Source organism: Myxococcales bacterium (assembly GCA_022184915.1).
In the GTDB taxonomy this organism is placed as follows: Bacteria; Myxococcota_A; Polyangia; order Fen-1088; family Fen-1088; genus JAGTJU01.
This window is the reverse complement of record JAGTJU010000001.1, coordinates 1,591,786-1,614,815: the sequence shown is the minus strand read 5'-3', so window position 1 is coordinate 1,614,815 and position 23,030 is coordinate 1,591,786. Positions and strand designations below refer to the sequence as shown.

The 23,030-nt window shown below is 66.1% G+C and carries 22 protein-coding genes and 1 pseudogene; 11 read left to right on the top strand and 12 right to left on the bottom strand.

Going from position 1 to position 23,030, the window contains the following annotated elements; genetic code table 11:
* The first annotated feature begins 21 nt into the window (after positions 1-21).
* Entirely contained in the window at positions 22-1,209 is a 1,188-nt protein-coding gene (locus tag KA712_06745) for an HDOD domain-containing protein (protein MCG5052640.1), read from the top strand.
* Here KA712_06745 and KA712_06740 read toward each other — a convergent pair.
* The 4 genes from KA712_06740 to KA712_06725 all read right to left on the bottom strand — a co-directional run bounded on the left by KA712_06740 (position 1,188) and on the right by KA712_06725 (position 4,479).
* Positions 1,188-1,844, bottom strand: a complete 657-nt coding sequence (locus KA712_06740; GenBank protein MCG5052639.1) for an HAD hydrolase-like protein — start codon at positions 1,842-1,844, stop codon at positions 1,188-1,190. The two genes, KA712_06745 and KA712_06740, sit on opposite strands and share 22 nt — an antisense overlap.
* Before the next feature lie 334 nt (positions 1,845-2,178).
* Positions 2,179-2,793 carry a hypothetical protein gene (locus tag KA712_06735; protein MCG5052638.1) on the bottom strand — a complete coding sequence of 205 codons (615 nt, stop codon included), beginning with the start codon at positions 2,791-2,793 and terminating at the stop codon, positions 2,179-2,181.
* 418 nt (positions 2,794-3,211) lie between these two features.
* Positions 3,212-3,928: a hypothetical protein gene (locus tag KA712_06730; protein MCG5052637.1), complete on the bottom strand. Its 717-nt coding sequence runs from the start codon at positions 3,926-3,928 to the stop codon at positions 3,212-3,214.
* A 35-nt stretch (positions 3,929-3,963) separates the two neighbouring features.
* On the bottom strand, positions 3,964-4,479 hold the full coding sequence (locus KA712_06725) for a hypothetical protein (protein ID MCG5052636.1): 516 nt from the start codon (positions 4,477-4,479) through the stop codon (positions 3,964-3,966).
* Between the two features lie 804 nt (positions 4,480-5,283).
* Here KA712_06725 and KA712_06720 point away from each other — a divergent pair.
* The 4 genes from KA712_06720 (at position 5,284) to KA712_06705 (ending at position 10,068) form a co-directional block, all read left to right on the top strand.
* Positions 5,284-7,107 (top strand): hypothetical protein, encoded by a 1,824-nt coding sequence (locus KA712_06720; GenBank protein ID MCG5052635.1) that lies wholly within the window; start codon positions 5,284-5,286, stop codon positions 7,105-7,107.
* Positions 7,108-7,310: 203 nt separating this feature from the next.
* Positions 7,311-7,763 (top strand): RNA-binding protein, encoded by a 453-nt coding sequence (locus KA712_06715; protein MCG5052634.1) that lies wholly within the window; start codon positions 7,311-7,313, stop codon positions 7,761-7,763.
* A 158-nt stretch (positions 7,764-7,921) separates the two neighbouring features.
* Positions 7,922-9,010: a thioredoxin domain-containing protein gene (locus tag KA712_06710; protein ID MCG5052633.1), complete on the top strand. Its 1,089-nt coding sequence runs from the start codon at positions 7,922-7,924 to the stop codon at positions 9,008-9,010.
* Between the two features lie 155 nt (positions 9,011-9,165).
* On the top strand, positions 9,166-10,068 hold the full coding sequence (locus KA712_06705) for an HDOD domain-containing protein (protein ID MCG5052632.1): 903 nt from the start codon (positions 9,166-9,168) through the stop codon (positions 10,066-10,068).
* A 38-nt stretch (positions 10,069-10,106) separates the two neighbouring features.
* On the opposite strand, the gene KA712_06700 is transcribed toward KA712_06705, so the two are convergent.
* A complete protein-coding gene (locus tag KA712_06700; GenBank protein MCG5052631.1) occupies positions 10,107-10,790 on the bottom strand; it encodes an RNA pseudouridine synthase in 684 nt (227 codons plus the stop codon).
* Positions 10,791-10,923: 133 nt separating this feature from the next.
* On the opposite strand from KA712_06700, the gene KA712_06695 reads away from it, so the two are divergent.
* Entirely contained in the window at positions 10,924-11,352 is a 429-nt protein-coding gene (locus KA712_06695; protein ID MCG5052630.1) for an HIT family protein, read from the top strand.
* 58 nt (positions 11,353-11,410) lie between these two features.
* Here the strand turns inward: KA712_06695 and gnd are convergent, their stop codons facing one another.
* The 5 genes and pseudogenes from gnd to KA712_06670 form a co-directional block, all read right to left on the bottom strand.
* Positions 11,411-12,835 carry a decarboxylating NADP(+)-dependent phosphogluconate dehydrogenase gene (gene gnd / locus KA712_06690; protein ID MCG5052629.1) on the bottom strand — a complete coding sequence of 475 codons (1,425 nt, stop codon included), beginning with the start codon at positions 12,833-12,835 and terminating at the stop codon, positions 11,411-11,413.
* 79 nt (positions 12,836-12,914) lie between these two features.
* Positions 12,915-13,493 (bottom strand): HAD hydrolase-like protein, encoded by a 579-nt coding sequence (locus KA712_06685; GenBank protein ID MCG5052628.1) that lies wholly within the window; start codon positions 13,491-13,493, stop codon positions 12,915-12,917.
* On the bottom strand, positions 13,490-13,819 hold the full coding sequence (locus KA712_06680; GenBank protein MCG5052627.1) for a hypothetical protein: 330 nt from the start codon (positions 13,817-13,819) through the stop codon (positions 13,490-13,492). Before KA712_06680 ends, KA712_06685 begins: the two co-directional genes overlap by 4 nt.
* A gap of 112 nt (positions 13,820-13,931) precedes the next feature.
* Positions 13,932-15,441 (bottom strand): annotated as a pseudogene (locus KA712_06675) (Ppx/GppA family phosphatase).
* A 224-nt stretch (positions 15,442-15,665) separates the two neighbouring features.
* Positions 15,666-15,860: a helix-turn-helix transcriptional regulator gene (locus KA712_06670; GenBank protein ID MCG5052626.1), complete on the bottom strand. Its 195-nt coding sequence runs from the start codon at positions 15,858-15,860 to the stop codon at positions 15,666-15,668.
* A 663-nt stretch (positions 15,861-16,523) separates the two neighbouring features.
* On the opposite strand from KA712_06670, the gene gluQRS reads away from it, so the two are divergent.
* Entirely contained in the window at positions 16,524-17,537 is a 1,014-nt protein-coding gene (gene gluQRS, locus KA712_06665; protein ID MCG5052625.1) for a tRNA glutamyl-Q(34) synthetase GluQRS, read from the top strand.
* A gap of 19 nt (positions 17,538-17,556) precedes the next feature.
* On the opposite strand, the gene KA712_06660 is transcribed toward gluQRS, so the two are convergent.
* Positions 17,557-18,429, bottom strand: coding sequence for a hypothetical protein (locus KA712_06660; GenBank protein MCG5052624.1), 873 nt, complete (start codon positions 18,427-18,429; stop codon positions 17,557-17,559).
* A complete protein-coding gene (locus KA712_06655; protein ID MCG5052623.1) occupies positions 18,426-19,418 on the bottom strand; it encodes a serine/threonine protein kinase in 993 nt (330 codons plus the stop codon). Before KA712_06655 ends, KA712_06660 begins: the two co-directional genes overlap by 4 nt.
* A gap of 196 nt (positions 19,419-19,614) precedes the next feature.
* Here KA712_06655 and KA712_06650 point away from each other — a divergent pair, with 196 nt between their 5' ends.
* From KA712_06650 to KA712_06635, 4 genes are all read left to right on the top strand, one after another.
* Complete coding sequence (locus tag KA712_06650) at positions 19,615-20,769, top strand: hypothetical protein (protein ID MCG5052622.1); 1,155 nt, start codon at positions 19,615-19,617, stop codon at positions 20,767-20,769.
* Between the two features lie 78 nt (positions 20,770-20,847).
* Positions 20,848-21,096 carry an exodeoxyribonuclease VII small subunit gene (xseB, locus tag KA712_06645; GenBank protein ID MCG5052621.1) on the top strand — a complete coding sequence of 83 codons (249 nt, stop codon included), beginning with the start codon at positions 20,848-20,850 and terminating at the stop codon, positions 21,094-21,096.
* Complete coding sequence (locus KA712_06640; GenBank protein MCG5052620.1) at positions 21,093-21,944, top strand: polyprenyl synthetase family protein; 852 nt, start codon at positions 21,093-21,095, stop codon at positions 21,942-21,944. Before xseB ends, KA712_06640 begins: the two co-directional genes overlap by 4 nt.
* 249 nt (positions 21,945-22,193) lie before the next feature.
* Positions 22,194-22,991 (top strand): diguanylate cyclase, encoded by a 798-nt coding sequence (locus KA712_06635; protein ID MCG5052619.1) that lies wholly within the window; start codon positions 22,194-22,196, stop codon positions 22,989-22,991.
* Positions 22,992-23,030: the final 39 nt, after the last annotated feature.

Sequence of the window (23,030 nt, the reverse complement as noted above, 5' to 3'; positions counted from 1 at the left end):
CGCACGCTTCCCAGGTGAACCATGCTGTCAGCCGAAAAGATTCGCCCCTTCATCGTCGACCTCATCTCCCGCAACGCCGTCAGCATTCCGCCTTACCCGGCGAACGCCATGCGCCTGCGCGCCATGGTCCAAGGGGGAACGTTCGGGATCAACGATCTCGCTCGCCTGGTGAAGGAGGACCAGGTGTTGGCAGCCGCGATCTTGCGAGCGGCCAACTCGGCCCTGTTTCGGCGCTCCGAGGCGATCACCACGCTCGACCGGGCGGTATCGCATCTTGGCGCCGAGGAGGTCTGTCGCGTGGCCCTGGCGGCTAGCCTGGGAAAGATCGCCGCCGGCCACGGCCCCCTCGCCGAGCTGCGCCGGGTGGCCTGGCGCCAAGCGCTCGCCAGTGCGATCTGCGCCGGGCACCTCGCCCACCGGCGCCGCATGAACACCGAAACCGCGTTCGTATGCGCCTTGCTCCACGACTTCGGCAAGGTGATCGGCATCGCCGCGCTCGAAGAGGTGGTTCGCACCCAAAACCTCCAGGGACAGCTCCCCGCCGAAGACTGGAGCCAGCTCATCGAGGACATTCACATCGACCTGGGACTGCTCATGGGCAGCCGCTGGAAGCTCTCCGAGGTCATCTTGACCTGTATCGGGCACCACCACGCCCCCGAAAAGGCCCAGGACAACCGCGACTTCATCGACGTGACGGTGGCCTGCGATGGGATCGTCAAGCTCATGGAGGACTGCCCCTACCTCTTGCCCCACGACCTCGAAGCCATTCCGGGTGTGTCCTCGCGCGAGGCGTTCGGGCTCATGGAGGCCCTGCCGCTCATTCCCGCGTACCTCACGAGGCTTTCGGACATGATTCCCGATACGGGGCCTGCCGTACCGAGCCAGGTCGGCAAGCCCGATTCCTTGCTGGGGCCCGAACGCCGCCATGCCGAGTGGAACATCGCCTGGGTGAGATCGAACGGGGATACACCGTGCCAGCTGCACTTCCTCACGCCCGACGGCCTCTCGCTGTCCTGCCCCGAGCCGCTTCCAGACGGAGGGGTGGCCCGCCTGCGCGTGGGCGACGGTGCGGGGGCCGTCGAGGTTTCGGGCCGCGTCTTGCTCACCGCCCGTGAGCAGGACAAGCACCGCTCCGAGGTGCGTCTCTTCGTCATCCCGGGCGTGGGCAAGGCCTCCTGGGAGGCGGTCTACCAGCGCGCGGCCGACTGAGCCTCCACCCAGGAGACGACGCTCGTCAACGTGGACAGCACCGGCCGCCCCGTGCGGCGGAGGCGGCGTTCGTTCTGATGCCCCTGCGAGAGCAAAACGCACTGGCAGCCCACCGCCTCCGCGACCTCGTGATCGTGCTCCGTATCGCCCACGAACACGATCTCGGCGGCGGCGGCCGACAGCGCCGACAACGCGGCCACGCCGATCTCCACCTTCGAGCCTGCCTGCAGGTTCTGTGTGCCTCGGTGATCTTGCAAGTGGGGAAGCACGCCGTAGTCCGCCAACATGAGTCCGAGCAGGTTGTGCTCCATGGCCGAGACCACGAGCTGCCCCTGCACGCAACGCCCGAGGCGCCCCAGCACATCGAGGGCGCCCTCGTGCAGGCTGACCTCGGCACGCAGCCCCCGGTAGGCCGCGATGAACTCTTCGGAAAGAGCAGCGTAGGCGCCGGGTGAACAGTCGAAGCCCAGCGTCTCGTAAAAGGGGCGCACCGGAAACCCGAAGCGCTCCCGGTAGGCCTCGCGGGTCATCGACCCCAGGCCGCGATGGCCCAGCATGCGGTTGAGCACGTGCACGCACCCGTCCACGTCGTCGAGTAAGGTGCCGTTCCAATCCCAGGCCACGTAGCGAATCATGCGGGCGCCAAAGCTAGCAGAGGAGGCACGGCTGGCGCACGGCCAGGCGGCGCCGATGATTACCTCGCTGGACGTTTGCCAACCCCGATTGCGCCCAATACCGCTTGGAGGTTTCCCTTGGGGACCGTTCTACTTGCTCGTTGCGGAAGGGAAGGCAGGGACGCACTGCTGTGCGAAGGCGCGTCAGCCCGGGGGCCTTGGAATGGCCCCCGCCGGCGGCACCTGTCGGTATAGCCCACGGCACTCCGGTTAGACTTACATGCCCTTCCCGTCGTCGCCCATCGGGCTCTCCGAATCAGACTGGCTCTGGTCTTTCAGGCTGGATTCTTCCGTATCAAGGCGTGCATTGAGCCCCTGACGCCAGCCTGCCTTCGCAGCCCCCCGCTAGGGCCATGATGGAGCTGACTGTATCGTATCCGCTGCTGCACTCGATTCGCTTAAACGAGTTACTGCGGTCGTCGAAGCAATCATTGCCGTTACCTCCAATGAGCTGCTCGGTCCCTACGGCTGCCGATAGGGCGATCAGGCTGTCGTTGCCGTCTCCGCCGTTCAAGTAAGTATCTGTCGCGAACGTGGTGAGGCGATCGTTGCCTGCTCCGCCGTAAACAGAAACCTTACTGTATGCTGGTTGGACAACAATTATGTCGTCTCCACCTAGGCCGAACAGGCTTATGGTACGTCCATTGGTCGGAAGAAGCCCATTGGCCGTGATGTTCTTCCATACCCCGTCGACCGTGCACGAGATGACACCACCTCCCATGGCAATCCCGTCGTGAAAATGCGATGGAGCGCTCTTGGCAGGAGAGAAATTGGTTCCCTCTACTTTCAGGTCCTGCGCTAGACCGGCGGTACCGGAGCCGATATCGTTGACTTCACATACGTTGCTGCTCTTGTTGTGGAAGACTACCAACATTCGGTTGTCGGCTTGCAATCCGATCAGAGCGTTCACAGGTGACGTCCAGGCTGAAGGTGGGCGGCAGGTTCTCAGGCCCGCTGAAACTGAGCACGCTGCGTTTGCCTTGGCAGCGCCGAACGCGACCGTCGCGAAGAGTATCCCAGACTTTAGAACAGTGAGTTTGTACATGTTGGCTCCGTTGCACGTGTTATGGAACCGGCTAGCCGGAACGCCCGTCGGTTCGGGGGCTACTCTGCCTGACGAGGACCATCGCCGTGATGTCACCATTTGTGACAAGGTCAGCCTGGGTCGACAGCAATCCTGAGACGGCATAGGGTCTTTAGGACTAAAGCCCTGGACGTCGGTGCGAGCGGCAAGAACATCGGAAATTAGCGAGAAGGTCCGCACGTCCCTGAAGTGTGCGGCTAAATTGTTAGGGCGTTCGGCCCTTGGGCGCCTTGTGGCCTGGCCTTTACTGCTCTACCTGCTCCATGCCGGGGAGGCCCTGCGGAGGTGACACCACCAGCCGTTCAGTCGTCCGCGCGTCCTTAGCATGCGAACCCAGAGCGAGCATTGAGGGCGTGGGGTCTAACCCGCTGCTTTGCCAGGCGTCGAGCAGCGTCCAGGTGACCACGTCTTCGCGCCCCCCTCGCTTTGCCAGAACGCACTCGAAGCCACGCGAACTTGCTGTTTCAGGCAAGTCCATTTGCAGGTACGAGTACATCATGATTTCCGCGTCGGTCGCCCCTTGCTCGCAGAGCTTGTTTTCCAGCTCCCTCGCGAGGTGTGGCAACGTTTCGGGAGATGCAGACTTGAGCGCATGGGCCATTCCCTGGATGAATTCCGCCTGGGACCGACCAACTACCTCTGGGTTGGGGTGGTCGCCCATTGGACTGGACCTGAGCCGCTCGGTCAGAAGACCAAAGAGATGTCGCGCGTGTTCGCCGTGGGCCTCCAGCGTGTTGTCTTCGCGAGCGTCGGCGATTGGCTCCTCCGTCTGGAGACTAGGCCTTGTGAACATCGGCAGCATGCGCGGCATTGGGGCCGGTTCAGGTATTGAAGCGATCACCGCCCCCCCACAGGCGGGTCCAGCCAACACGGGCGGATCGGAGCGGGCATTTCCAAAGACAAAGAATCCCGTGCACAGGCCCACGCTCAAGGAAATGGCGGCGATCAGCGTCGTCTTCAAGTTGCTCTCCTGTGATTGTCATTTGTTGGCTTGTCTCAGATCTCTGGTGGGTATTTCCGCAGCTTTCGATAAAGCGTTTGGCGTGGGATCTGTAAGAGACGTGCAGCTTCGCTGAGGTTGCCCCGACACTGATATATCGCTTCGTTCAGGTATTCCCACTCATTGCGCGCCAAACTCTGCATCCGCGGCGATGCAAGCGCTTCGTTGGCAGCGGGCATGTCGGGCGCATGTATGGCTCGCAAGACGCCATCAAGCCTCGTTGATTTTGTGAGAACAGGCAGGCCACGCTCGTTGGCCACGCGCTCAAGCGCCCGCGAACGATACTTGCTTACGACCACGGTCTTTGAAATGTTGGTCTGCTCCCCAAGCAGCTCGATCGTGGCGAACCAGTTGCCTAGAGGAAGGTTCGGCTCCGCTACCACTGCGTCCCACGATGAAGTTTGCAGCGCAGCTTCAAGGGCGGGTGCAGTGGCCACGGTACAAACCAGAAAGCCACTTTGCGACAACAGATGCGCGAGCAGCGTCCGGAACGTCGGGTCGTCATCCGCCACGAGGGCCCTTCGACTTTGTAGAGGGACAAACCTTGCGTTCGTGCGGAGCTCAACCGGTCCCACCAGGTCGGGCAACAAACCGCAATGCGGGAGCGAGCGAGCGTCAGTCACTTGGCCGGGGAAATTAGATTGATGCGAAACTCGAAGTAATCGCGGTGAGCCTATGGTTTCTGACACGATACTTCACCCCGAGACAGATAAGGTGTCGCAAAATGTTACAGGAAAGCTCTTCCGAAGAGTTTGCAGGCGAGCCATGCAAGCCCGGGGATTAGCCCAAGTCAGTCACAGCCGGATGCAGTCCGACAGACAAATCAATGGTCCCCTTTTTGGCGCTCGGGGTGCAAAGTAGGCGAGAAGGAGCGGGGAAAGAGGCAGCACGTTCGAGCAGATAACTTGGAGGAGATGGCCCAGGCGAAGGGGTGATTCGGGCGGCGGGCATAGCTGCGCCTCAGGGACCACAGGAAGGAGCCACCGCAGCGGGAGGACCTGAGTTTCGCCCCGCCAGTTCCTCCTGACGAGGGGGGCGCGAGCGGGGGCAAGTGGCGGGCGGCGGTTACGAGCCCACTCACGGCGCCAACATGTTTCGATGGAGCATCGGTGTCATCACGAGTTGATAGCGCCGCGCCTTTTCGGTCTCCCGCCGCCGAAGCATGGCCACTTTGCAACGGATGCGTCGTCCACCCGGTCAGCGCGCCAGGCAGCGCGTTCGTTGCCAGGCTGGTTCGCCGTCAGCGAACGGAACGCGCGAGGAGCGGCTTTTTTTGCGCTTCGCACACTCCCGAGAATCGCGACTATGCTGGCGTGATGACTTGGTCTTTGCGCACGGTCGTCTGCCTGGTCGTCACCATGGCGGCTCTGGCCCGCGGCCCGGCGGCGCACGGGCGCACGGGCGATGACTGCCCCCCGGCTGCGGACGGACTCACCCTGTGGCTCTCTCCCGAGGCCCCTACCACGGGCCAGGCGGTTCACGTCATGGCCACGGCCGCGAGCCCCCTGCCGGCAGGGGCCGAGCTGCGGCTCGACGGCCGCCCCTTGCCCGTGGAGGCGGCCTCCGATACCGGCGCACGCTGGCGCAGCGCACGGCTTGCCACGCTCCCGTCGGGCCGGCACCGCATCGAGCTGCAGGACGGGGAGCGCACCCTGGCGTGCACGACGGTGAGCGGCGCCCGCAAGTCCGCGGTTCCCGCGGCGCCGAAGACCCACTGGCCCACCCGGCACGCGTGGACCCCCGCGCACGAGGCGTACTACCAGGCGTGGCTCGAGAGGCTGTTCATGGCACCTCCCGACGTCGACCTCACCTTCCGGCCCCTCGGCGAAGCGCTGAAGGACCCTCAGCGCAACGGGCTCTTCAACCACCTGGGGCTGGGCGAGGACGGCCCCGGTCGGGGCGCGCTCGAAGCCGCTCCCGATTGCGCCGACCTGCCGTATTTTCTGCGTGCCTACTTTTCGTGGAAGCTCGGCCTTCCCTTCGCCTTTCGGGCCTGCGACCGCGGCACGGCCGATCGCCCCCCTCGCTGCCCAGCCCTACACCACAACGAGGAGCCCACCCGCGCCACGTCCCCGCTCGGCGCCTTCAAAGGCTTTGTGCGCTTCATGGTGAACAAGGTCCACTCCGGAGCCTTGCGCACGGCCCTCGACGACGACGCCACGGATTTTTATCCCGTCCCCCTCACACGCGAGGCGCTTGCGCCCGGCACCATCTTCGCCGACCCGTACGGGCATGTGCTCGTGCTCGCCCGCTGGCTCGATCGGCCGGCACGTCCCGGCAGGCTCTTCGCCGTGGACGGACAGCCCGACGCCTCGGTGAGCCGCAAGCGTTTTTGGGAGGGCAACTTCATCTTCGCCAGCGACGTTCCCAGCGCGGGCGCGGGCTGGAAGGCGTTCCGCCCCTTGCGGCGTGCCACCCCCAACGAAGCACCCGCAGCGTGGGTGCAGGCGCGCAACGCCGAGATTGCAGAGGGCCCCCTCCGCTTCGATCGCGCGCAGGCGGGCATGAGCCCCGAGGCCTTTTACGCGCGCATGTTCCAGCTCATCACGCCGCAAGGCTCGGACGCGGCCACGGTCTTCGACGAGACGCTCGACGCCCTCATCGAGCAGATCGAAGCGCGGGTGCGCTCGGTCCAAAACGGAGAGGATCACCTGCGGCACACGCAGGGGGCGGTGATCGAGATGCCCGAAGGCGCGCAGATCTTCGAGACCGTGGGCCCCTGGGAAGATTACGCCACCCCTTCGAGGGACATGCGCCTGCTCATCGCCATGAACGTGCTGGCCCAGCTTCCCGAACGGCTCACCACCCACCCCGAGCTCTTTGCGCTCGGCGCGCAGACGCCGGGCGAGGCCCGCAAGGCGCTCGAAGAGCGGCAGCGCACCCGTACCGCCGCGCGCACGATCACCTATCTCAACAGCGCAGGAAGCCCGGTCGCGCTGAGCGTGGCCCAGATCCTCGCCCGTCGCCGTGCCTTCGAGATGGCCTATAACCCCAACGACTGCGTCGAGCTGCGCTGGGGCGCCGAGCCCGGCTCGGCCGAGATGTCCACATGCAAGCGCCGGGCGCCCGCCGCGCAAACCGAGCGCATGCACCAGGTCCGCCGCTGGTTCGCCGAAGCGCGCCGCCCCCCGCGGACCTGAGCGTGCCGGCTTCGCCAGGGCAAAGCCTTGGTGTGAAGTGGACAGTTCCCAGGGAAAAAATTATCTTCGAAGCGTCCTCTGACCGCGTCAGCGCTCCCCGCTCTCGGACTCCCAACGTCAGGGCCCGGGTCTGTGCGGATCCGAGGACGACGAACGCCCTCGGGACAGCCAGGGCGCCACAACGCAAGGGGATATCGAAGGACATGGGAAAGAAGCTGTACGTTGGCAATCTGTCGTTCGACGCAACGGAGGTTGAAGTTCGCGATGCGTTTGCCTCCTGTGGAGACATCGCCGCCGTCACCATCGTCATGGACCGCTTGACGGGACGGTCACGCGGTTTTGCGTTCGTCGAGATGGGCGCCGAAGACACTGCCCAGCGCGCGATCGAACAAATGAACGGCCAATCCCTTCACGGACGCCCCCTGCGGGTGAGCGAAGCCATCGAGCGGCCGCGCCAAAACCGCTTCGACGGCCCCCGCAGCGGCGGGGGCGGCGGCGGCGGGGGCGGCGGCGGGGGTGGTTATGGCCGCGGTGGCTACGACCGCGGCGGCGGGGGTGGGGGGGGCGGCGATTTCGACCGCGGAGACCGCGGGGGGCGCCGGGGGGAGCGAGGAGAGCGTGAGCGGGGAGGACGGCGAGACAGAAATCGCTGGTAATTTGTCTCACGTTCACAAAAGGCCCGTCCCCAAGGCGGGCCTTTCTTTTTGCTTCTTTTTCGTGGATTTTGGCGCGCGCTTCGGAAAGTCTGTCGCCTCGTGCGACGGAATCTTCCAAACTTGGGCCGTCCGAAACTCTTGAAGGTTTGAATCGAAACATGAACAAACGTCTCGTTCCCGCATTCGTCCTGTCGCTCGCCTCCGTGAGCCTGGGCTTTGGTTGTCAGAAACAGCAGGCGGCGGCGCCCGCCCCCGCCGCCAAGCCTGCGGCCTCCGCATCCGCCGACGGCCTCGATCCCGCACGCGTGGTGGCCACCATCGATGGCCAAACCCTCACCCTGGCCGAGCTCGACGCCGAGGCCAAAGGCGAGCTGTCGCGCGCCCAGGCCGAGCACGCCGAGCGTGTGCATGGCATCCGCTCGCAGACCCTCGACGGCCTCGTGCAAAAGCGCCTGGTCGACAAGAAGGCCAAGGCTGAAGGCCTCACGGCCGAGCAGCTCATCGAGCGCGAAGTCACGTCCAAGGCGCCCAAGCCCACGGACCCAGAAATTCAGGAGCTCTACGACCGCACGAAGGCCAGCGGCCGCCCTCTGCCGCCGATCGAGCAGGTTCGTGAAGACATCACGAAGTTTTTGACCCAGCGCAAGTCTCAAGACCTCCAGACCGCCTTCATGGACGGCCTGAAGAAGGATGCAAAGGTGGAGACCAACTTGCCGCCGCTCCTCCTGCCGCGCGTCGAGGTGGCCGCCGAGGGCTTCTCCAAGGGTGAAGCCGGAGCGCCCATCACGATCGTCGAGTTCTCCGACTTCGAGTGCCCCTTCTGTGGGCGCGCCGAAGAAGCGGTGAAGAAGGTGATGGAGGCCTACAAGGGCAAGGTGCGCTTGGTGTACCGCGACTTCCCGTTGCCGTTCCACGCCAAGGCCCAAAAGGCTTCGGAAGCGGCCCTCTGTGCTGGCGAACAGGGCAAGTACTGGGAGATGCACGAGACGCTCTTCGCCAATCAGCAAGCCCTCGAGGTGTCGCAGCTGAAGGACCACGCCAAGAAGGTTGGTCTCGAAGACAAGAAGTTCGCCGAGTGCCTGGAGAGCGGACGCACCGCCAGCACCGTGGACGCCTCCAAGAAGGCCGGCGAAGCCGCAGGGGTCACAGGGACACCCGCGTTCTTCATCAACGGCCGCCCCTTGTCCGGCGCTCAGCCCTTCGAGCGCTTCAAAGAGATCATCGACACCGAACTCGCCGGCAGCTGAGCGGCCGCCCCTTCATCGACTGCTAGCCAACGGGCCTCGCCTCAGCGGGGCCCGTCGTGCGTTCGAAGAGCCGGTGCGCGGCCCAGTCAAAAACTTGTCGGTCCATGGCGCTTCATGGACGCCCTGTAGCCGCCGATGTCCCGGGGGAGCCTACAATGCACCCCTCGCTCACGCCTCGGCAAGGCATCGACACCTTGGCCGCGTTCACGGAAACCCTGCTGAGAAGTACGCAGGCCGCGTTTGCGTCCGGCGAGATCACCGTGCCTCCCCTCAATTGGGCGGCCGCCGGCCTGCTCACGCGACACGAAACGCCCTCGCTCGATTGGCTCGTGGGCGCGGTGGCCAGCGACGATGCCCTGGCCAGTGCGGTCTTGCGCATCGCGAATGCGCCTTCGTATCAGCCGCGCTGGCCCGTGGTCTCCGTGGGCCAAGCCGCCACCCGGCTCGGTGCAGAGGCCTTGGCCGAAATCGCTTTGGCCGCCTCCATGCAAACCCACCTGTTCGCCGTTCCCGGCTTCGAGAACGAACAGCGTGCCTTTTGGCGTCAGGCGCTCGCGTCGGCCGTCCTGGCCAAGGAGCTGAGCCGAAGCTGCGGGGTCGCGGAGGCCGAGGGCTTCGCCTGCGGCTTGCTGCACGAAGTGGGAACCCCCATCGCCCTGTGCGCGACGGCCACGCGCTGTCACGACCTGGGCTGGGCGCCCGCGGCACCCGGCGTGCGCGAGGTGGTCCTGGACGTGGCGCGCCGGGTGGCGCCGCTGGCGGCAGCCACGGCCATCGACACGTGGGCGCTGACCTCACCCCTGGCGGGCGCCATCCGAAGACACGAAGGCGCCTTTCGTGTGACCGACTCCGCCCACGCCACGGTGGCTCACATGGCCACACGGATGGCCGCAACGCTCTACCAGGGAGACGGCCCCTGGCGCCCCTCTTACCCCGTTGCCTTGCGGGCCTCGGCCCCGGACCGGGTGTTGCGGCAGACGACGCGGGACCCCACCTCCGACCACCTGGAAGGCCTCGGCGAGTCCGTGCGGGTCCACGTGGACTCTTTGACGGTGTGACGGCGGTAAGGCGCCGCCCCAACGGCCAGGGTCTTGGGTTACCCGAAAAGGCCCGGCACCTGCAGCTCTGAAGGCACGCCCAGCTCGTCGCTGAGCGCGCCAGGGAAAACGAGCGACACGGATCGAAGCGCAATCCCCTCGCGCGAGGGCGCAGGAGGCCCCCCGTAAAGCGGGTCACCCAGCAGCGGAAACCCCGCAGCGGCCAGATGCACCCGCAGCTGATGAGGCCGGCCGGTCTCGGGAAACAGCTTCCAGATACCGAGCGGCGGAGCCACACCCTCGAGCCCGGGAAGGCCCACGGCGCTCTCGAGCCGGCGTACGAACACGGCCCGCGTACGCGCCCACTGACCGTAGGGCGCAGCGAACGAGCGGCGCTTGCCACGGACCAGCTGACTCTCCCAGGTCCACGCCGAACCGGGGTCCGGGGGCGCCGGCGGCAGCGCGGTGAGCCCTTCGTACGTCTTGCGGACCAGCCGTTGCTCGAACGCCAGGGACGCCGCCCGGTGCGCCCCGGCATCGCAGGCGAAGACCACCAAACCCGCCACCTCGAAATCGAGCCGATGCACGGGCCAAAGCCGCACACCCAACTCAGCCTCCAGCCAACGCCCGAGGCACGGCCGGCCGTCCCGCTCGCCCTGTCGCCCGGGCACCGTCAACACGTTCGCCGCCTTGTCGACGGCCAACAGGCGCTCGTTTCGCCATACGATCTTCCCAGGGCTCATGCTGTGCTCACGCGGCCGCGTCCACGCGGGCCGCGTATCCTGCCTCCCACGCCTGGCGAACGCCACCCCCATCGACCCAGCGACCGCACGGGCAGGGGCGGGTCTGGCGGCGAACGGCTGCTAGACTGCCGCCATGGCTGAAACGATCTTCACGAAGATCCTGGCAGGCCAAATCCCCTGCCACCGCGTCTACGAAGACGAGCACGTGCTCGCGTTCCTCGACATCAACCCTCTGTCGGCTGGGCATATGCTGGTGATTCCCAAAGAGCCCGCCCAAACCTTGGACCAGTTGTCCGACGACGCAGCCGCTGCCATCGGGCGCGTGCTTCCCCGTCTTTCGCGTGCCGTGTTGAAGGTCACGGGTGCCAAGGCCTTCAACGTGCTGCAGAACAACGGAGCCGGCGCGCACCAGGCGGTGTTCCACGTGCACTTCCACATCATCCCGAAGTTCGACGACGGCCGCAGTGACCCAGGCCTCGGGCTCACCTGGAAACCGACCCAGCTGGCCCAGGGCCTGGGCGCCGATCTCGCCCGGCGTATTCAGCTCGCCGTCGCAGGCTGAACAGCTTACCCGGGGCTGATGGTGGGCGAGCGTCGCAGCGCCCGCCCCCACCGAGGCGCTACTTGAGCCACTCGCTGTGGACGGAGCCCAGCTCGGGCCGGTCCCAGCGCTCGTAGGTGTGCGCGCCGAAAGCGTCGCGCTGCGCCTGCGTGAGATTCTGAGGCAAGCGCGCGGTGCGGTAGCTGTCGAAGTAAGCCAGGCTCCCCGACATCGCGGGCACCGGGATTCCCAGCGCCTGGGCGTAGCCGATCGCCTTGCGCCAACCCGCCTGCGCCTCGAACATACGGCCCTCGAACTCGGCGTCGAGCAGAAGGTTCGGCAGCTCCGGGTTCCTCTGGTAGGCCCGCATAATCGCGTCGAGCAGGCGGGCGCGGATGATGCACCCCCCTTTCCAGATGCGGGCCATCTCCTCGAGGCGGATCGACCAGGCGTACTGCTCGCTCGCCTTGCGAATCAAGGCCAAGCCCTGTGCGTACGAACAAATCTTGGAGGCCAAGAGGGCGTCGTGAACGGCGGCCACGTACGCCTGCCGCTCGGCTCCTGAGACCTTGGCCGCGACCACCCCGCGGATGCGAGGTTCTGCGGCCACGCGCTCGGCTTTCATGCTCGACAGCACCCGGCCATCCAACGCCGCGGTCACGGTGGGAATGGGCACGCCCAGGTCCAGCGCCAGCTCGGCCGTCCACTTGCCCGTCCCCTTTTGGCCCGCCTTGTCCAGGACCAGCTCCACGAGCGGTTTGCCCGTCTCGACGTCCTTCTTGGCGAAGACTTGGCCCGTCAGCTCGACAAGGAAAGACGAAAGCTCGCCTTCGTTCCAGCGCGCAAACGTGCTGGCCAATTCGTCCGCCGAGAGGCCGAGTCCTCGGGCCAGCAGATCGTAGCTTTCGGCGATGAGCTGCATGTCGCCGTATTCGATCCCGTTGTGAACCATCTTCACGAAGTGGCCCGCGCCGTCGGGACCCACGTGGGTGACACAGGGGCCCGAATCGGTCTTGGCAGCGATCGACTCGAGCACCGGCTTGAGCGCCGTCCAGGCGTCGGGGTGACCGCCCGGCATCAGGGCGGGTCCACGGCGGGCGCCTTCTTCGCCTCCCGAGACGCCCATGCCCACGAAGCGGATCTGCAAGGCTGCCAGGTCCGCCTCGCGACGGCGGGTCTCCTGGAAGTGGGTGTTTCCACCGTCGATTACGATGTCGCCCGGCTCGAGCAGCGGCTTGAGCTGCGTGAGCACCTCGTCCACGGGCTTACCGGCCTTGATCATTATCATGATGCGGCGGGGGCGTTCGAGCGCACCCACGAATTCGGCCAGCGTCTTGGCGCCCACGAAGCGCTCGCTGCCGTGTTCTTTCACGAACGCCTCGGTGACGGGCGTCTCCAGGTTCCACACGGCCACCTTGAAGCCGTGATCCGCCACATTGAGCGACAGATTGCGCCCCATGACGGCAAGGCCGATCATCCCGAAGTTCGCTTGTGCTTGGCTCATCTTTGCTTTCCCTTCTCGAACGCAGTGAACGAATGGACCCTCTCGTGCCTGACACGCCGACGCGCGAGCGCCAAGCCCCTCACGCCCGCTTCCACGGCGGGACCGCGGGCAGCCGCGCCGTGAAGGCCGCGATCAAGGCCGCCTCGTAGGCACCGGCGTAGGTCTTGCCGAAGAAGCGCGGTAATCCCTCCTCGACGAGGTGGGCCCAGGAGGCTTCTTCATCTCCCGGATTGATCGGGAAAAACAAGGCCCCCACGGATTGGGCGGCCTTCAGATCGCCGGGGGCGTCACCCACCATCAGCACGGCGTGCGGATCGTACTTCCCCTTGGCAGCCAGCGTGAGGTGCTCCGTCTTCGAGCCCATCTCTTGCCCGGCGATCAGGCTGACGTAGGCATCGATCCCGTGTTCTGCCCACTCGCGCTCGAGCGCCTCGGCGGGGGTGGCCGACACCACCAACACGTCGGCCTTGCCCTGGAGCTGCACGAGCGCCCGGCGCGCGCCCACGAACGGCGGCAGCTCCTTCACGATGTCCTTGACGAATGCGTTGACCCCCAGGCTCCACGCCATCACAAGCTCGAGCTCGCGCCGGGCGTCGCCCGAGGATGCCTGGATGCGGGTGGCAAGGGTGGGGTTGCCGAGCGTGGACTCTTCCTTCACCCAGAACGCGCAGCGCGGGCAGCGCCGGAACACTGACCCCCGCCGCCACCACCTTCGGCATCTCCCGAAGCAAGTCCATGGACGTCGACCAGCGCCTTGAATCGATTGCAGCCACGGGACTGCGAGTAGAGGTTCACGAAGTCCCAGGCCTCGTGCACCTGGCGTGACACAGCGGACAGCCCGAAGTGCTTCACCACGTTCACGCTGAAGCAGTCGTTGTGTTTGACCTCCATCGAGTTGAAGACACAACCGTCGGAGTCGATGCCCACGAAGAACGCGTGGGACGGAGAAAAAGCCTTCAAGGCCGCTTGGGGATCGGAGCTCATCGCCCCGGGATCTACGCGCAAACCCCCCGATACCGCAAGGGGCCGCCGCGAAAACCGCGACGCTCTCCGGGCTGCTCCTGACGCAGCAAGAAAGCCCCCGCCAGAGTCCCCCTCAGCGGCGCGCCCAGACGAGCTCGAGCCGCTTACGGAAGACGCGACGAAACAGCTCCGCTTCCCGGGAAGCGTCCCACAACTCGAGGTCGACCGGACGGTCCGAGACCACCTTCAGCGCCACCTGCACCGTCGCCATGCGGGCCCGCACGTGCTTGACCGGCTGATGGTGGCTGCGATCCAGGCAATCGGCAACGCGCAGCAACGTGGCAAGCTTGGTCACCTGCTGGACCTCGTCGGTAGAAAAGCCCGCCATCGCGTTGTGCGTGGGAGCCGGAGGGCTTCCTCGGTGGTAGCGGGCAATGCTCGCCACCATGTGGCGCTGGTGGTCCGCAAGCCCCGGGATGTCCCGCTTGGTCGATGAGGTAAAACGTGTGCCGGTGGTGCTTCTGATAGTTCACTGCGTGGCCCACGTCGTGGAGCAACGCCGCCGCCTCGAGCAGGGGGCGCAGCGAGGCGGGCAGCTTGTGAAGATCGGCCAGCTGGTCGAAGAGCTCGAGCGAGAGCCCGGCCACCTGACGCGCGTGCCGTTCGTCGAGACCGAAGCGGCGCCCAAGCGACAAGGCGGCATCCGGTAGCGATGGGTCGTAGGCCTGACCCCGACCACTGCGAATCAGGTCCACGAGGATTCCCATCCCGCAGCCCGCTCGGCACGGCCGCCACGGACTCGAGATGCAGGCCCTTCATGACCGCCTCGACGATGACCGCGCCGGCCAGGATGACCTCGGCCCGGCCCGGCTCGAAGTGCGCCCGCCGCTCCTCCATCGTCATGAGAGCCAGCTCCTTGACGGCCCTCACGATCTGCTTGCGCGTCGCATGGCCCGTTCCCGGGGTGGCGGCGTACCCCACCAGCGCGCGGATCGAGCCCGAACTGCCGAGCGCCGCCTGAGGCATCCCGATCACGTGGGAAGGCAACGACTCGGAAACGAGCTCCGAAGCGTAGGCGCGGATCATCTTGAGCCCCTTGGCATCGAGCGGCTTGCTGGTGTCGAAGGTTTCCGACAGCCGTACCGCTCCCAGGGCGATGCTCCACAGATTCGTGGGCGTTTCCCCCTTTGGCCGAAGCCACCTCCGTGGAACCGCCGCCCACGTCGATGAGGATCGAGCGCTGGCTCGGGGGCCTTGCCCCGCAGCACGCCCAGGCAAATCAGCCGGGCCTCTTCGCGCCCGGAGACCACGTCCAGCTCGAAGCCACACTCACGGTGCACCCGGCGCAGGATCTCGTCCCGGTTGCGTGCCTCTCTGATGGCGCTGGTGGCCACGGCGCGGACGCGAGCCCCGTGTCGTTTCGACAGGGCCGCATACCGCCTCAAGGTGGACAGGAGCCGGTCGGCGACCTCCTTGCGCATGACCCGGCTCTTGAATACGCCCTCGCCAGGACGGATCGGGTCGCGCTCTTCGTGCAGCGGCTCTATGGCACCGTCGGACAGGATGCGCGCGATCTTCAAGCGAACGGCGTTCGTTCCCACGTCAATGGCCGCGAGCACGGCGGGCGACTTTGTTCTCCTCAATGTGAGCCCAGTCTATCAGCGCCCTCGGCTTTGCCGCTGCAAAACGCGCGGAAAGCCACGCGCATGAATCGAGGGGCGGGCCATGGACGCGCGGCCGGCACAGCTACCCCTTCGGGGTCCAACCTCCCAAGGGGGTAGAGCGCCTGGCCGCGGCCGGGGCTCCCGTTCCGCAGGTCGTGCCGGAGGCCTTTGCCCCCGGTTCCGCCTGCGGTGTTCACGCGACGTCAGACGCCCTCGAACTCCTCACGCAGCCGTGCGAGCAGCTCCACCTGCGAGTGCACCTGCATCTTCCGGAAGATGGACTTGAAGTGGTTGCGCACGGTGTGTGGGCTGATCTGAAGCATCTTGGCGATCTGGGTGACCCGATGTCCCTTCGCCAGCCAGCGCGCGATCTCTTCCTCGCGGTCGGACAGCGGCATCCGCTGCGACTCTTCCTTGCTGTCGAAGCCGTAACCCGGTGGGCCCCAGCAAATCGACGGTTTTGCCCAGCAGGTCTGCCAACTCGAGCGCCTGCTGCCGCATGTACTCCACGTAGCGCTTCGCCTTGACGAGTCGCACGTTTTGGTCGGCGGCGGCCGCCACGTCGTCCGGCGTTGCCGGCTTGATGAGGTAGTCGAGCGAGCCGGGGCGGCGCCCCCTGAGCGGCCACCCAGGGGTAGAGCCGCTCGAGCAGCAACAGGGTCGGCATGCGGGCGCGATAACGCCCCCTTGTCGAACGCCTCGTCCAGCTCGCGGGCCTGAAGCTCGGTATCCCAAATGACTAGATCGTAGGCCTTGTCCGGGTCTCGGAGCCGTGCCATCCCCGAGTCAGGTGAAAGTGTGTGTTCACATGTGTAGCCGGCGGTCTCGAGCGCGCGCACGTACGTCTCGCTCCGCTGGCTTCCTCCGATGAAGAGGACCTTGCTGCTTGTATCGATTGTGGTGTTCATTGGCTCCTGCCCCCGTGGGGCTCCCCCTGTTGGAACCTGGTGTTCGAGTGTGCAGTTTTGTTGGTTGCTTGGCTGTTTGGCAATAACTTTCGTGGGTCATTTGTAAGTTGTGCCCCTGGCCGAGTTTCCCCCCTTCCTAGCGCAGCACGCAAAATGACGAGCCCCCCCCTAGCGCCTCCAATCCCTCCCACCGTTCCCACCGGCCGCCTGGCGCCCAGCCCTACCGGCGCGATGCACCTGGGCAACGCGCGTACGGCTCTGCTCGCCTGGCTTTCGGCCAAGTCTCGGGGCGGGGCCATCGTCCTTCGCATCGAAGACCTGGACACGCCAAGGGTGGTTCCCGGGACAGCCGCAGGGATCATTGAGGATTTTCGGCGTTTAGGCCTCACGTGGGACCAGGGGCCCACCGGGGATACACCGCATCCCGATCACTGGCAGAGCCAAAGACATGCGCTGTATCGCCAAGCCCGCGACACCCTTCTCGACTCAAAGCGATGTTTCCCCTGCGCCTGCTCACGGGCCGACCTCGCGCGCGCCGCCAGCGCACCTCACCTGGCGGAGGAGGGCCCGGCCTATCCCGGGACATGCCGGACGGTGCCCCCCGATCAGGTCAGTGCCCACGCGCGCGCCAGAGACAAACAGACCGCTTTTCGTTATCGGGGAGGCGAATCGGTCTCCTTCGAGGACACCATCTGCGGGCCCCAAACGTCACGCGTGGATGATTTTGTCCTGTGGCGGGCCGACGGTCTGGCCTCCTATCAGTTGGCCGTCGTGGTCGATGACGGGTTAATGGGGGTTACGGAGGTGGTCCGGGGCGACGATCTGCTCGCCTCCACGCCCCGGCAGCTCGCCCTGCACCACGCCTTGGGCTTCACCCCACCCCGTTACGCGCACGTACCTATGGTCCTCGCGCCCGACGGCGTGCGCTTGGCAAAGCGCAACCGCCCGGCGCCTATCGCCACGTTGTTCGCCCGGGGGATCGAGCCGGAGGCCCTCGTGGGCGCGCTCGCGGCGTCCGCGGGCCTGTGCGCGCCCGGCCAGCGCCTGCGCCCAAAGGACCTGTTGGGCCGTTTTTCTTGGGACCGCGTGGCGCGACACCCAGTCGTGATCGACCCCGAAACACTCGAGGCCCACCCTGCCCGGCTCCCGGCCGGCGGGGCCCCCTAAACGGCCGAGGTGTTCGGCGTCAAGACGCCCCCAACTCCTTCAGCGCGTCCTCGATCTCTTTGCGCACGCAGTCGTTGCCCCCCTCCAATCCCAACCATCGCCCGAGCGTTCCCGAACGGTTTCGTCGGGCTTTTTTCAGAATGTCGATCACCCGCGCGTCCCGCGTGGCCGTGAGTCCCCCGATCGCCTCGCGTTTGGCGTCGCAGGTCTTCGCCTGCCGCAGGTCCAGCTCGAAGCTGCCAACCAGATCCACGTCGTCGAGGCAGTCGTGCGTCTCGCAGGCGGCGCGGGCGGTCTGCCTGAAATGGGACCGCAGGTCGCGACTCGCGATCTCCGCCAGCGTCTCTCCCGCGGGAGCCCCCACCTTCTCGGCCAAAAAAGCGAGGGCTGCAACGTCGCGGCGCCGATCGGCCAAGAGCGCCTTCACGTTGTACAGCAGGGCCGCATCGCCCCGCAACCCGGGGTCCAGAGCCAGGGCCTCACCGTAGCGTTCGAGCCCGGCATCGGGATCGCTCTCGGAAAACGCGATCGTGCCCAGGAGGAAATGAACGCGGGCGCTGTCGGGGTGACTCGACAGCTGCTGCATCAGAATAGCCTTGGCTTCGGGGATCTGACCGTCGGCGATCGCATGTTCGGCTTGCTTGAGCGGCCCGCGGAGCGCGGGTTTGACCGGCTTCGGCGCCACGGGTTCGCGCCCGAGGAGCGTGGGCACGAAGACCAACGCCAGCGCCACGGCACCCGCCCCCAACAGCAGCCGCCTCTGTTTTGGGCTCTGCCCAGGCAACCGCCAGACGGCGCGACGCGCGGGCAACGACGCCTTGCCACGAAGATCCCGGAGCGCCTTCCCTGGACCGACGAACGCGGCGCTGAAGAGAGACCCGGGAAGGTTCACCCGCTTGAATGTGAGACTCGGCCTGATCGAGCGCCGCCAGAAAGTCGATGGCGGACGCGTAGCGACGCTGGCGCTCCTTTTCCAGGGCCCGCATGACCACGCGTTCGAGCACCGCAGGGATGTCGGACTTGGGCACCACTTTGTCGAAGGAGGGCGGAGGGGCCGTGACCTGCATCGCCATGATCTTCACGAGGTCGTCCGCCACGAAGGGCTTTCGCCCTGCCAGCATCTCGTACAACATGACGCCGCAAGCGTAGATGTCGGTGCGGTGATCGACCTGTTCGCCCGTGGCTTGCTCGGGAGACATGTAGCTTGGGGTCCCGAAGATCATCCCGCCCCGGGGTCAACGCCACTTCAGCCGTACCAGCTGACTCGGTCATCTTGGCGATGCCGAAGTCGAGGATCTTGACCCCCTCGATGCGGCGCGGTTCCCCGTCTCGCTCGACCAGCATGACGTTGGCAGGCTTGAGATCGCGATGGACCACGCCCGCCTGATGGGCATGTGCCAAGCCGCGCAGGATCATGCGGCAGACGGACAGCGCCTTGAGCGGGGACAGCCGGCCTGTGCGCTCGAGGTAATCACCCAAGTGCACACCAGGCACGAACTCCATCACCAGGAAGAGCTCTCCGGATTCCGCGCGTCCGAAATCGGTGACGCCAACGATGCTCGGGTGCGACAGGCGGGAGGCTGATTGGGCCTCGCGCTCGAACCGCTTGACGGCGTCGTCGAGACTGCCGAGCTCTCGGTGAAGCAGCTTGATCGCCACCGGCTTCTTCATGAGCACGTGTTCCCCCCGGAACACGAGCCCCATTCCCCCTTCCCCCAGCCGGGCCAGAATGCGGTAGCGCTCCCCAATGAGCCGGCCCACGTACGCATCCGGCGGAGCGCCGGGCGGTTGAGCGTCGTCGCCTTGCGCGCCCGCCCCCGCGGGGGCAGGCCGCGCCCCCGTGGCGAAGTGCGTTTTGGCGACCGAGTCGGCGTCTTTCACGTCCTTAGATTACCATCGCCCCGCCGCACCGAAAGGTAAGCCTGGGATTCCGGGGGGGAAGTGCCACCTGCCTCCGCGCCCGGGCCGAGCTGCGATGACACCATTGACGCCCGCGGGCCGAGGCCGCATTTTGTAGGGCCTCAACGCCGGCTTACTCACCCCGCCCCGATCACTCTCCTTCTGTTGGCACGGCCTCATGGATCCGGAAGTCATCCAGCGCTTCGTAGAAAGTGTCGGCAAGAAGGCCGATGTCGAGCTTTACCTCAAGCTCTTCAGGTCGCAGCGCAAGGAGAGCTTTGCGATCATCTCGGCCGACGCGCAGATCCTCAAGACGGCGCTCGACCCGCTGCACTTCGATCTGCGCATCCTGACGGGCCTCGGGCTGATCCCCGTGGTCTTGATCGGCGTGCTCGACGCGAAGGAAGCAGACGACAACGCGCGACGGGTGTTCGAGTGGCTCCACGAGGATCAGGTGCCGGCTCAGATCATCGGTGCTTCCGCCGATCTGGGAGCGCCCGACCTCACGCTGGTCCGCCACGCCATCGCCACGAACCAGATCCCCATCGTGTCGCTCCAGGCCGCACGAGCCTTCACGGCGGAGGCCCGCTTCGGCACGCTCGCCCGGCTGGCAAGCGCCCTCGAGACCCGCAAGGTGATCTTTTTGTCCACCGGGGTCGGCGTCGAGCGCCGAGGCGCTGCACGCATCGACGTGGTGAACCTGGCCACCGATTACGATCATCTGCTGACCGGGACCGACTTGCCCCGGCGGAATCAGCTGCTGTTGCGCAGAACCAAGTCCCTTCTCGACGTGGTCCCTCACCGCATGAACGTGACCGTCGTGAACCCCTTGCACCTGCTGCGCGAGCTGTTCACGGTGTCGGGCTCGGGCACGCTGATTCGCAAGGGCTCGCGCATCGAAACCCACCGCAGCCTGGACACGCTCGATCGCGAGCGCCTCGAAGGGCTCATCGAGAGCGCCTTCGGACGCAAGCTGCGGGCGGGAGCCCTCGAGCAACCGTGGGAACGGATCTACCTCGAGGAGAACTATCGTGGAGCCGCCATGCTGCTCAACTCGGCCCAAGGCGCATACCTGTCGAAATTTGCAGTCGAGCGGCAGGCCCAGGGCGATGGCATCGGAGGCGACATCTGGAACCTCGTCTTGCGGGACTATTCGCGCTTTTTCTGGCGTGGCCGCGCCGACAACCCCATCGACCCCTGGTACACGCGCAAATGCGACGGTCTGGTGAGGCTGCCCGATTGGCACGTGTTTTGGTACGGGGTCGAGCCCGCTGAGCTGGCCTCGGTGATCGAGTTTGCGGCCGCTCAGCCGCGGGATCTCGAACCGCTCTGAGCTGCGACATCGTCGGGGTTCGGCAGGCCAGCGCTGCGCCGCTTGCTCGAAGCGCCCGAGGGCGATAGAAGCCGGGCCATGACGGACCCACAGTCGGCAAGCGAGGCGCCCCGCCGCTTCGACGAGCTTCTGGAAGAGCTGCGTTCCTTGGTCGAACGCCTGGAGAGCGGAAACCTCAGCCTGGAAGACAGCTTGCGTTGCTTCGAGCAAGGCATGAAGCTGTGTCGGCAGGGCGCCGGTGTGCTCGACGAAGCAGAAAAGCGCGTCGAGGTGCTGCTGGCCGGCCCCAACCTCGAGACTGCGCCTTTCGGGGGGGGCCCGGAGTGAGCGCTCCCTTCGACTTGTCTGCCTGGGTGCGCGTGCGCCGCACAGAGATCGAAGCGTTGCTCGAGGCCCGCCTCCCGCAGCCCGTGGCGGCCGAAGACCCGGGCCGCTTGATAGAGTCGATGCGGTACTCGCTGCTCTCCCCAGGCAAGCGGCTGCGCCCGCTCCTGGGGTTGGCGGCCGCCGAGGCCCTGGGTCACCCGCTCGACGAGCCGGTGCGGGTGGCGACGGCAGCCATCGAGCTGGTCCATTGTTATTCGCTGGTGCACGACGATCTGCCCGCGATGGATGACGATGACCTGCGCCGGGGCCGTCCCACGAACCACAAAGTCTACGGCGACGCGATGGCCATCCTGGCCGGAGACGGGCTGCTGACGTTGGCGTTCGGATGGGTGGCCGAAGCCGGGGCCTTGGCCTCGAAGGATGAGCCCGGCAAGGCCCTTCCCTACCTGGAAGCCACGCGCCTCCTGGCCGAAGCCAGCGGGCTGTCGGGAATGGTGCGAGGGCAAGCCCGTGACCTGGGCGAGCCGGCGCCCACCACCATGGACGAGGCCGATCGGCTGCACGCCGAGAAGACGGGCGCGCTGTTCCGCGCCGCCGTGGAAATTGGCGCCGTGGTGGCGGGAGCGGCCCCCCGAGAGCGGGCCGCGCTGGCGCGATTCGGACAGGCTTATGGCGTAGCCTTCCAGCACGCCGACGATCTCGCCGACCACGAACACGCCGCCTTGGCCGGGCAGGCGCGCACCCGCCTCACCGACCTCACCGCCGAGGCCGTGCGTGCACTCGACGGCTTTGGGCCCTCCGCCGCCCCGCTGCGGGCGCTTGCCGAGGCCCTTGCCCGTCAAGCGTGAGCGGAGGCGAACCTGGGCGCCTGTAGGTTGGGAAGAAGCGCGCCTGACCCCGCTCGGAAGTTGGCGGCGCGGTCCGTTTCGATTTAGAAATCGTCGTCGCAGGCGATTTGGCCAGGCCGATGGTACTATCGAGATGAGACTTCCGTGAGCTGGGACGACGTCACCCACGTACAGGCGCCACCACAACTTGCCCCGGGGCGGAGCGCCCCGAGGCGGGATCAGGCTTATCTCATCGTGTTGGCTGGCAGCATGATGGGCGAGATGTTCAAGCTTGGTCGCGAGCGCACGATCATCGGCCGTGGGCAGCGAGCCGACATCCGCATCCTCGACGAGGGGATCTCGCGTGAACACTGCGAGCTGGTGGTCGAGGGCGACAAGGTCTTCCTGCGCGACCTCGGCTCCACGAATGGCACCTACTGCAAGGGCATTCGCGTCTCGAACCACGAACTGCAAGACGGCGACAAGATCCTGGTTGGCTCGAACACGGTCCTCAAGTTCACCTACCACGACAAGCTCGACGAGGTATTTCAGAGGCAGATGTACGAATCGGCCCTGCGGGACGATCTGACGAAGGCCTTCAACAAGAAGTACTTCATGGACCGCGTCGAGAGCGAATTCGCGTATGCCGTCCGCCACCACATTCCTCTCACGCTCGTGGCCTTCGACCTCGACCACTTCAAGTCCATCAACGACACCTACGGACACCTGGCAGGCGACTACGTGCTCTCCGAGGTGTCGTCGATCATCCTGGCCTCGATCCGGGTGGAGGACGTGTTCGCCCGGGTGGGCGGCGAGGAGTTTTCAGTGATCTGCCGGGGCACCGATGGCAACCAGGGCCGCATCGTGGCCGAGCGCCTGCGCTCGGGAGTGGCCAACAAACAGTTCACGTACGACGGCAAGGTGATCCCGGTGACCATCAGCGTCGGCATGGCTTCGGTGCCGAACCCGTCGTTGCGAGATGCCATCGAGTTCATCGCGGCAGCAGACCAGGTCCTTTACGAAGCCAAGCGGGGCGGCCGCAACCGCGTCTGCGTCTGGAAAAAATAGAGCGCGAAAGGCGCGCAGGGCTTTTTGCCCCTCCCTCGC

Excerpts from the sequence above, each read along its gene's own strand:
- KA712_06650 (MCG5052622.1), top strand. The coding sequence starts at position 19,615 with ATGGATCCGGAAGTCATCCAGCGCTTCGTAGAAAGTGTCGGCAAGAAG.
- KA712_06635 (MCG5052619.1), top strand. The coding sequence starts at position 22,194 with ATGATGGGCGAGATGTTCAAGCTTGGTCGCGAGCGCACGATCATCGGC.
- KA712_06695 (MCG5052630.1), top strand. The coding sequence starts at position 10,924 with ATGGCTGAAACGATCTTCACGAAGATCCTGGCAGGCCAAATCCCCTGC.
- KA712_06700 (MCG5052631.1), bottom strand. The coding sequence starts at position 10,790 with ATGAGCCCTGGGAAGATCGTATGGCGAAACGAGCGCCTGTTGGCCGTC.
- KA712_06740 (MCG5052639.1), bottom strand. The coding sequence starts at position 1,844 with ATGATTCGCTACGTGGCCTGGGATTGGAACGGCACCTTACTCGACGAC.
- KA712_06710 (MCG5052633.1), top strand. The coding sequence starts at position 7,922 with ATGAACAAACGTCTCGTTCCCGCATTCGTCCTGTCGCTCGCCTCCGTG.
- KA712_06705 (MCG5052632.1), top strand. The coding sequence starts at position 9,166 with ATGCACCCCTCGCTCACGCCTCGGCAAGGCATCGACACCTTGGCCGCG.
- xseB (MCG5052621.1), top strand. The coding sequence starts at position 20,848 with ATGACGGACCCACAGTCGGCAAGCGAGGCGCCCCGCCGCTTCGACGAG.
- KA712_06680 (MCG5052627.1), bottom strand. The coding sequence starts at position 13,819 with ATGAGCTCCGATCCCCAAGCGGCCTTGAAGGCTTTTTCTCCGTCCCAC.
- KA712_06670 (MCG5052626.1), bottom strand. The coding sequence starts at position 15,860 with ATGCCGCTGTCCGACCGCGAGGAAGAGATCGCGCGCTGGCTGGCGAAG.
- gnd (MCG5052629.1), bottom strand. The coding sequence starts at position 12,835 with ATGAGCCAAGCACAAGCGAACTTCGGGATGATCGGCCTTGCCGTCATG.
- KA712_06745 (MCG5052640.1), top strand. The coding sequence starts at position 22 with ATGCTGTCAGCCGAAAAGATTCGCCCCTTCATCGTCGACCTCATCTCC.
- KA712_06720 (MCG5052635.1), top strand. The coding sequence starts at position 5,284 with ATGACTTGGTCTTTGCGCACGGTCGTCTGCCTGGTCGTCACCATGGCG.
- gluQRS (MCG5052625.1), top strand. The coding sequence starts at position 16,524 with ATGACGAGCCCCCCCCTAGCGCCTCCAATCCCTCCCACCGTTCCCACC.
- KA712_06715 (MCG5052634.1), top strand. The coding sequence starts at position 7,311 with ATGGGAAAGAAGCTGTACGTTGGCAATCTGTCGTTCGACGCAACGGAG.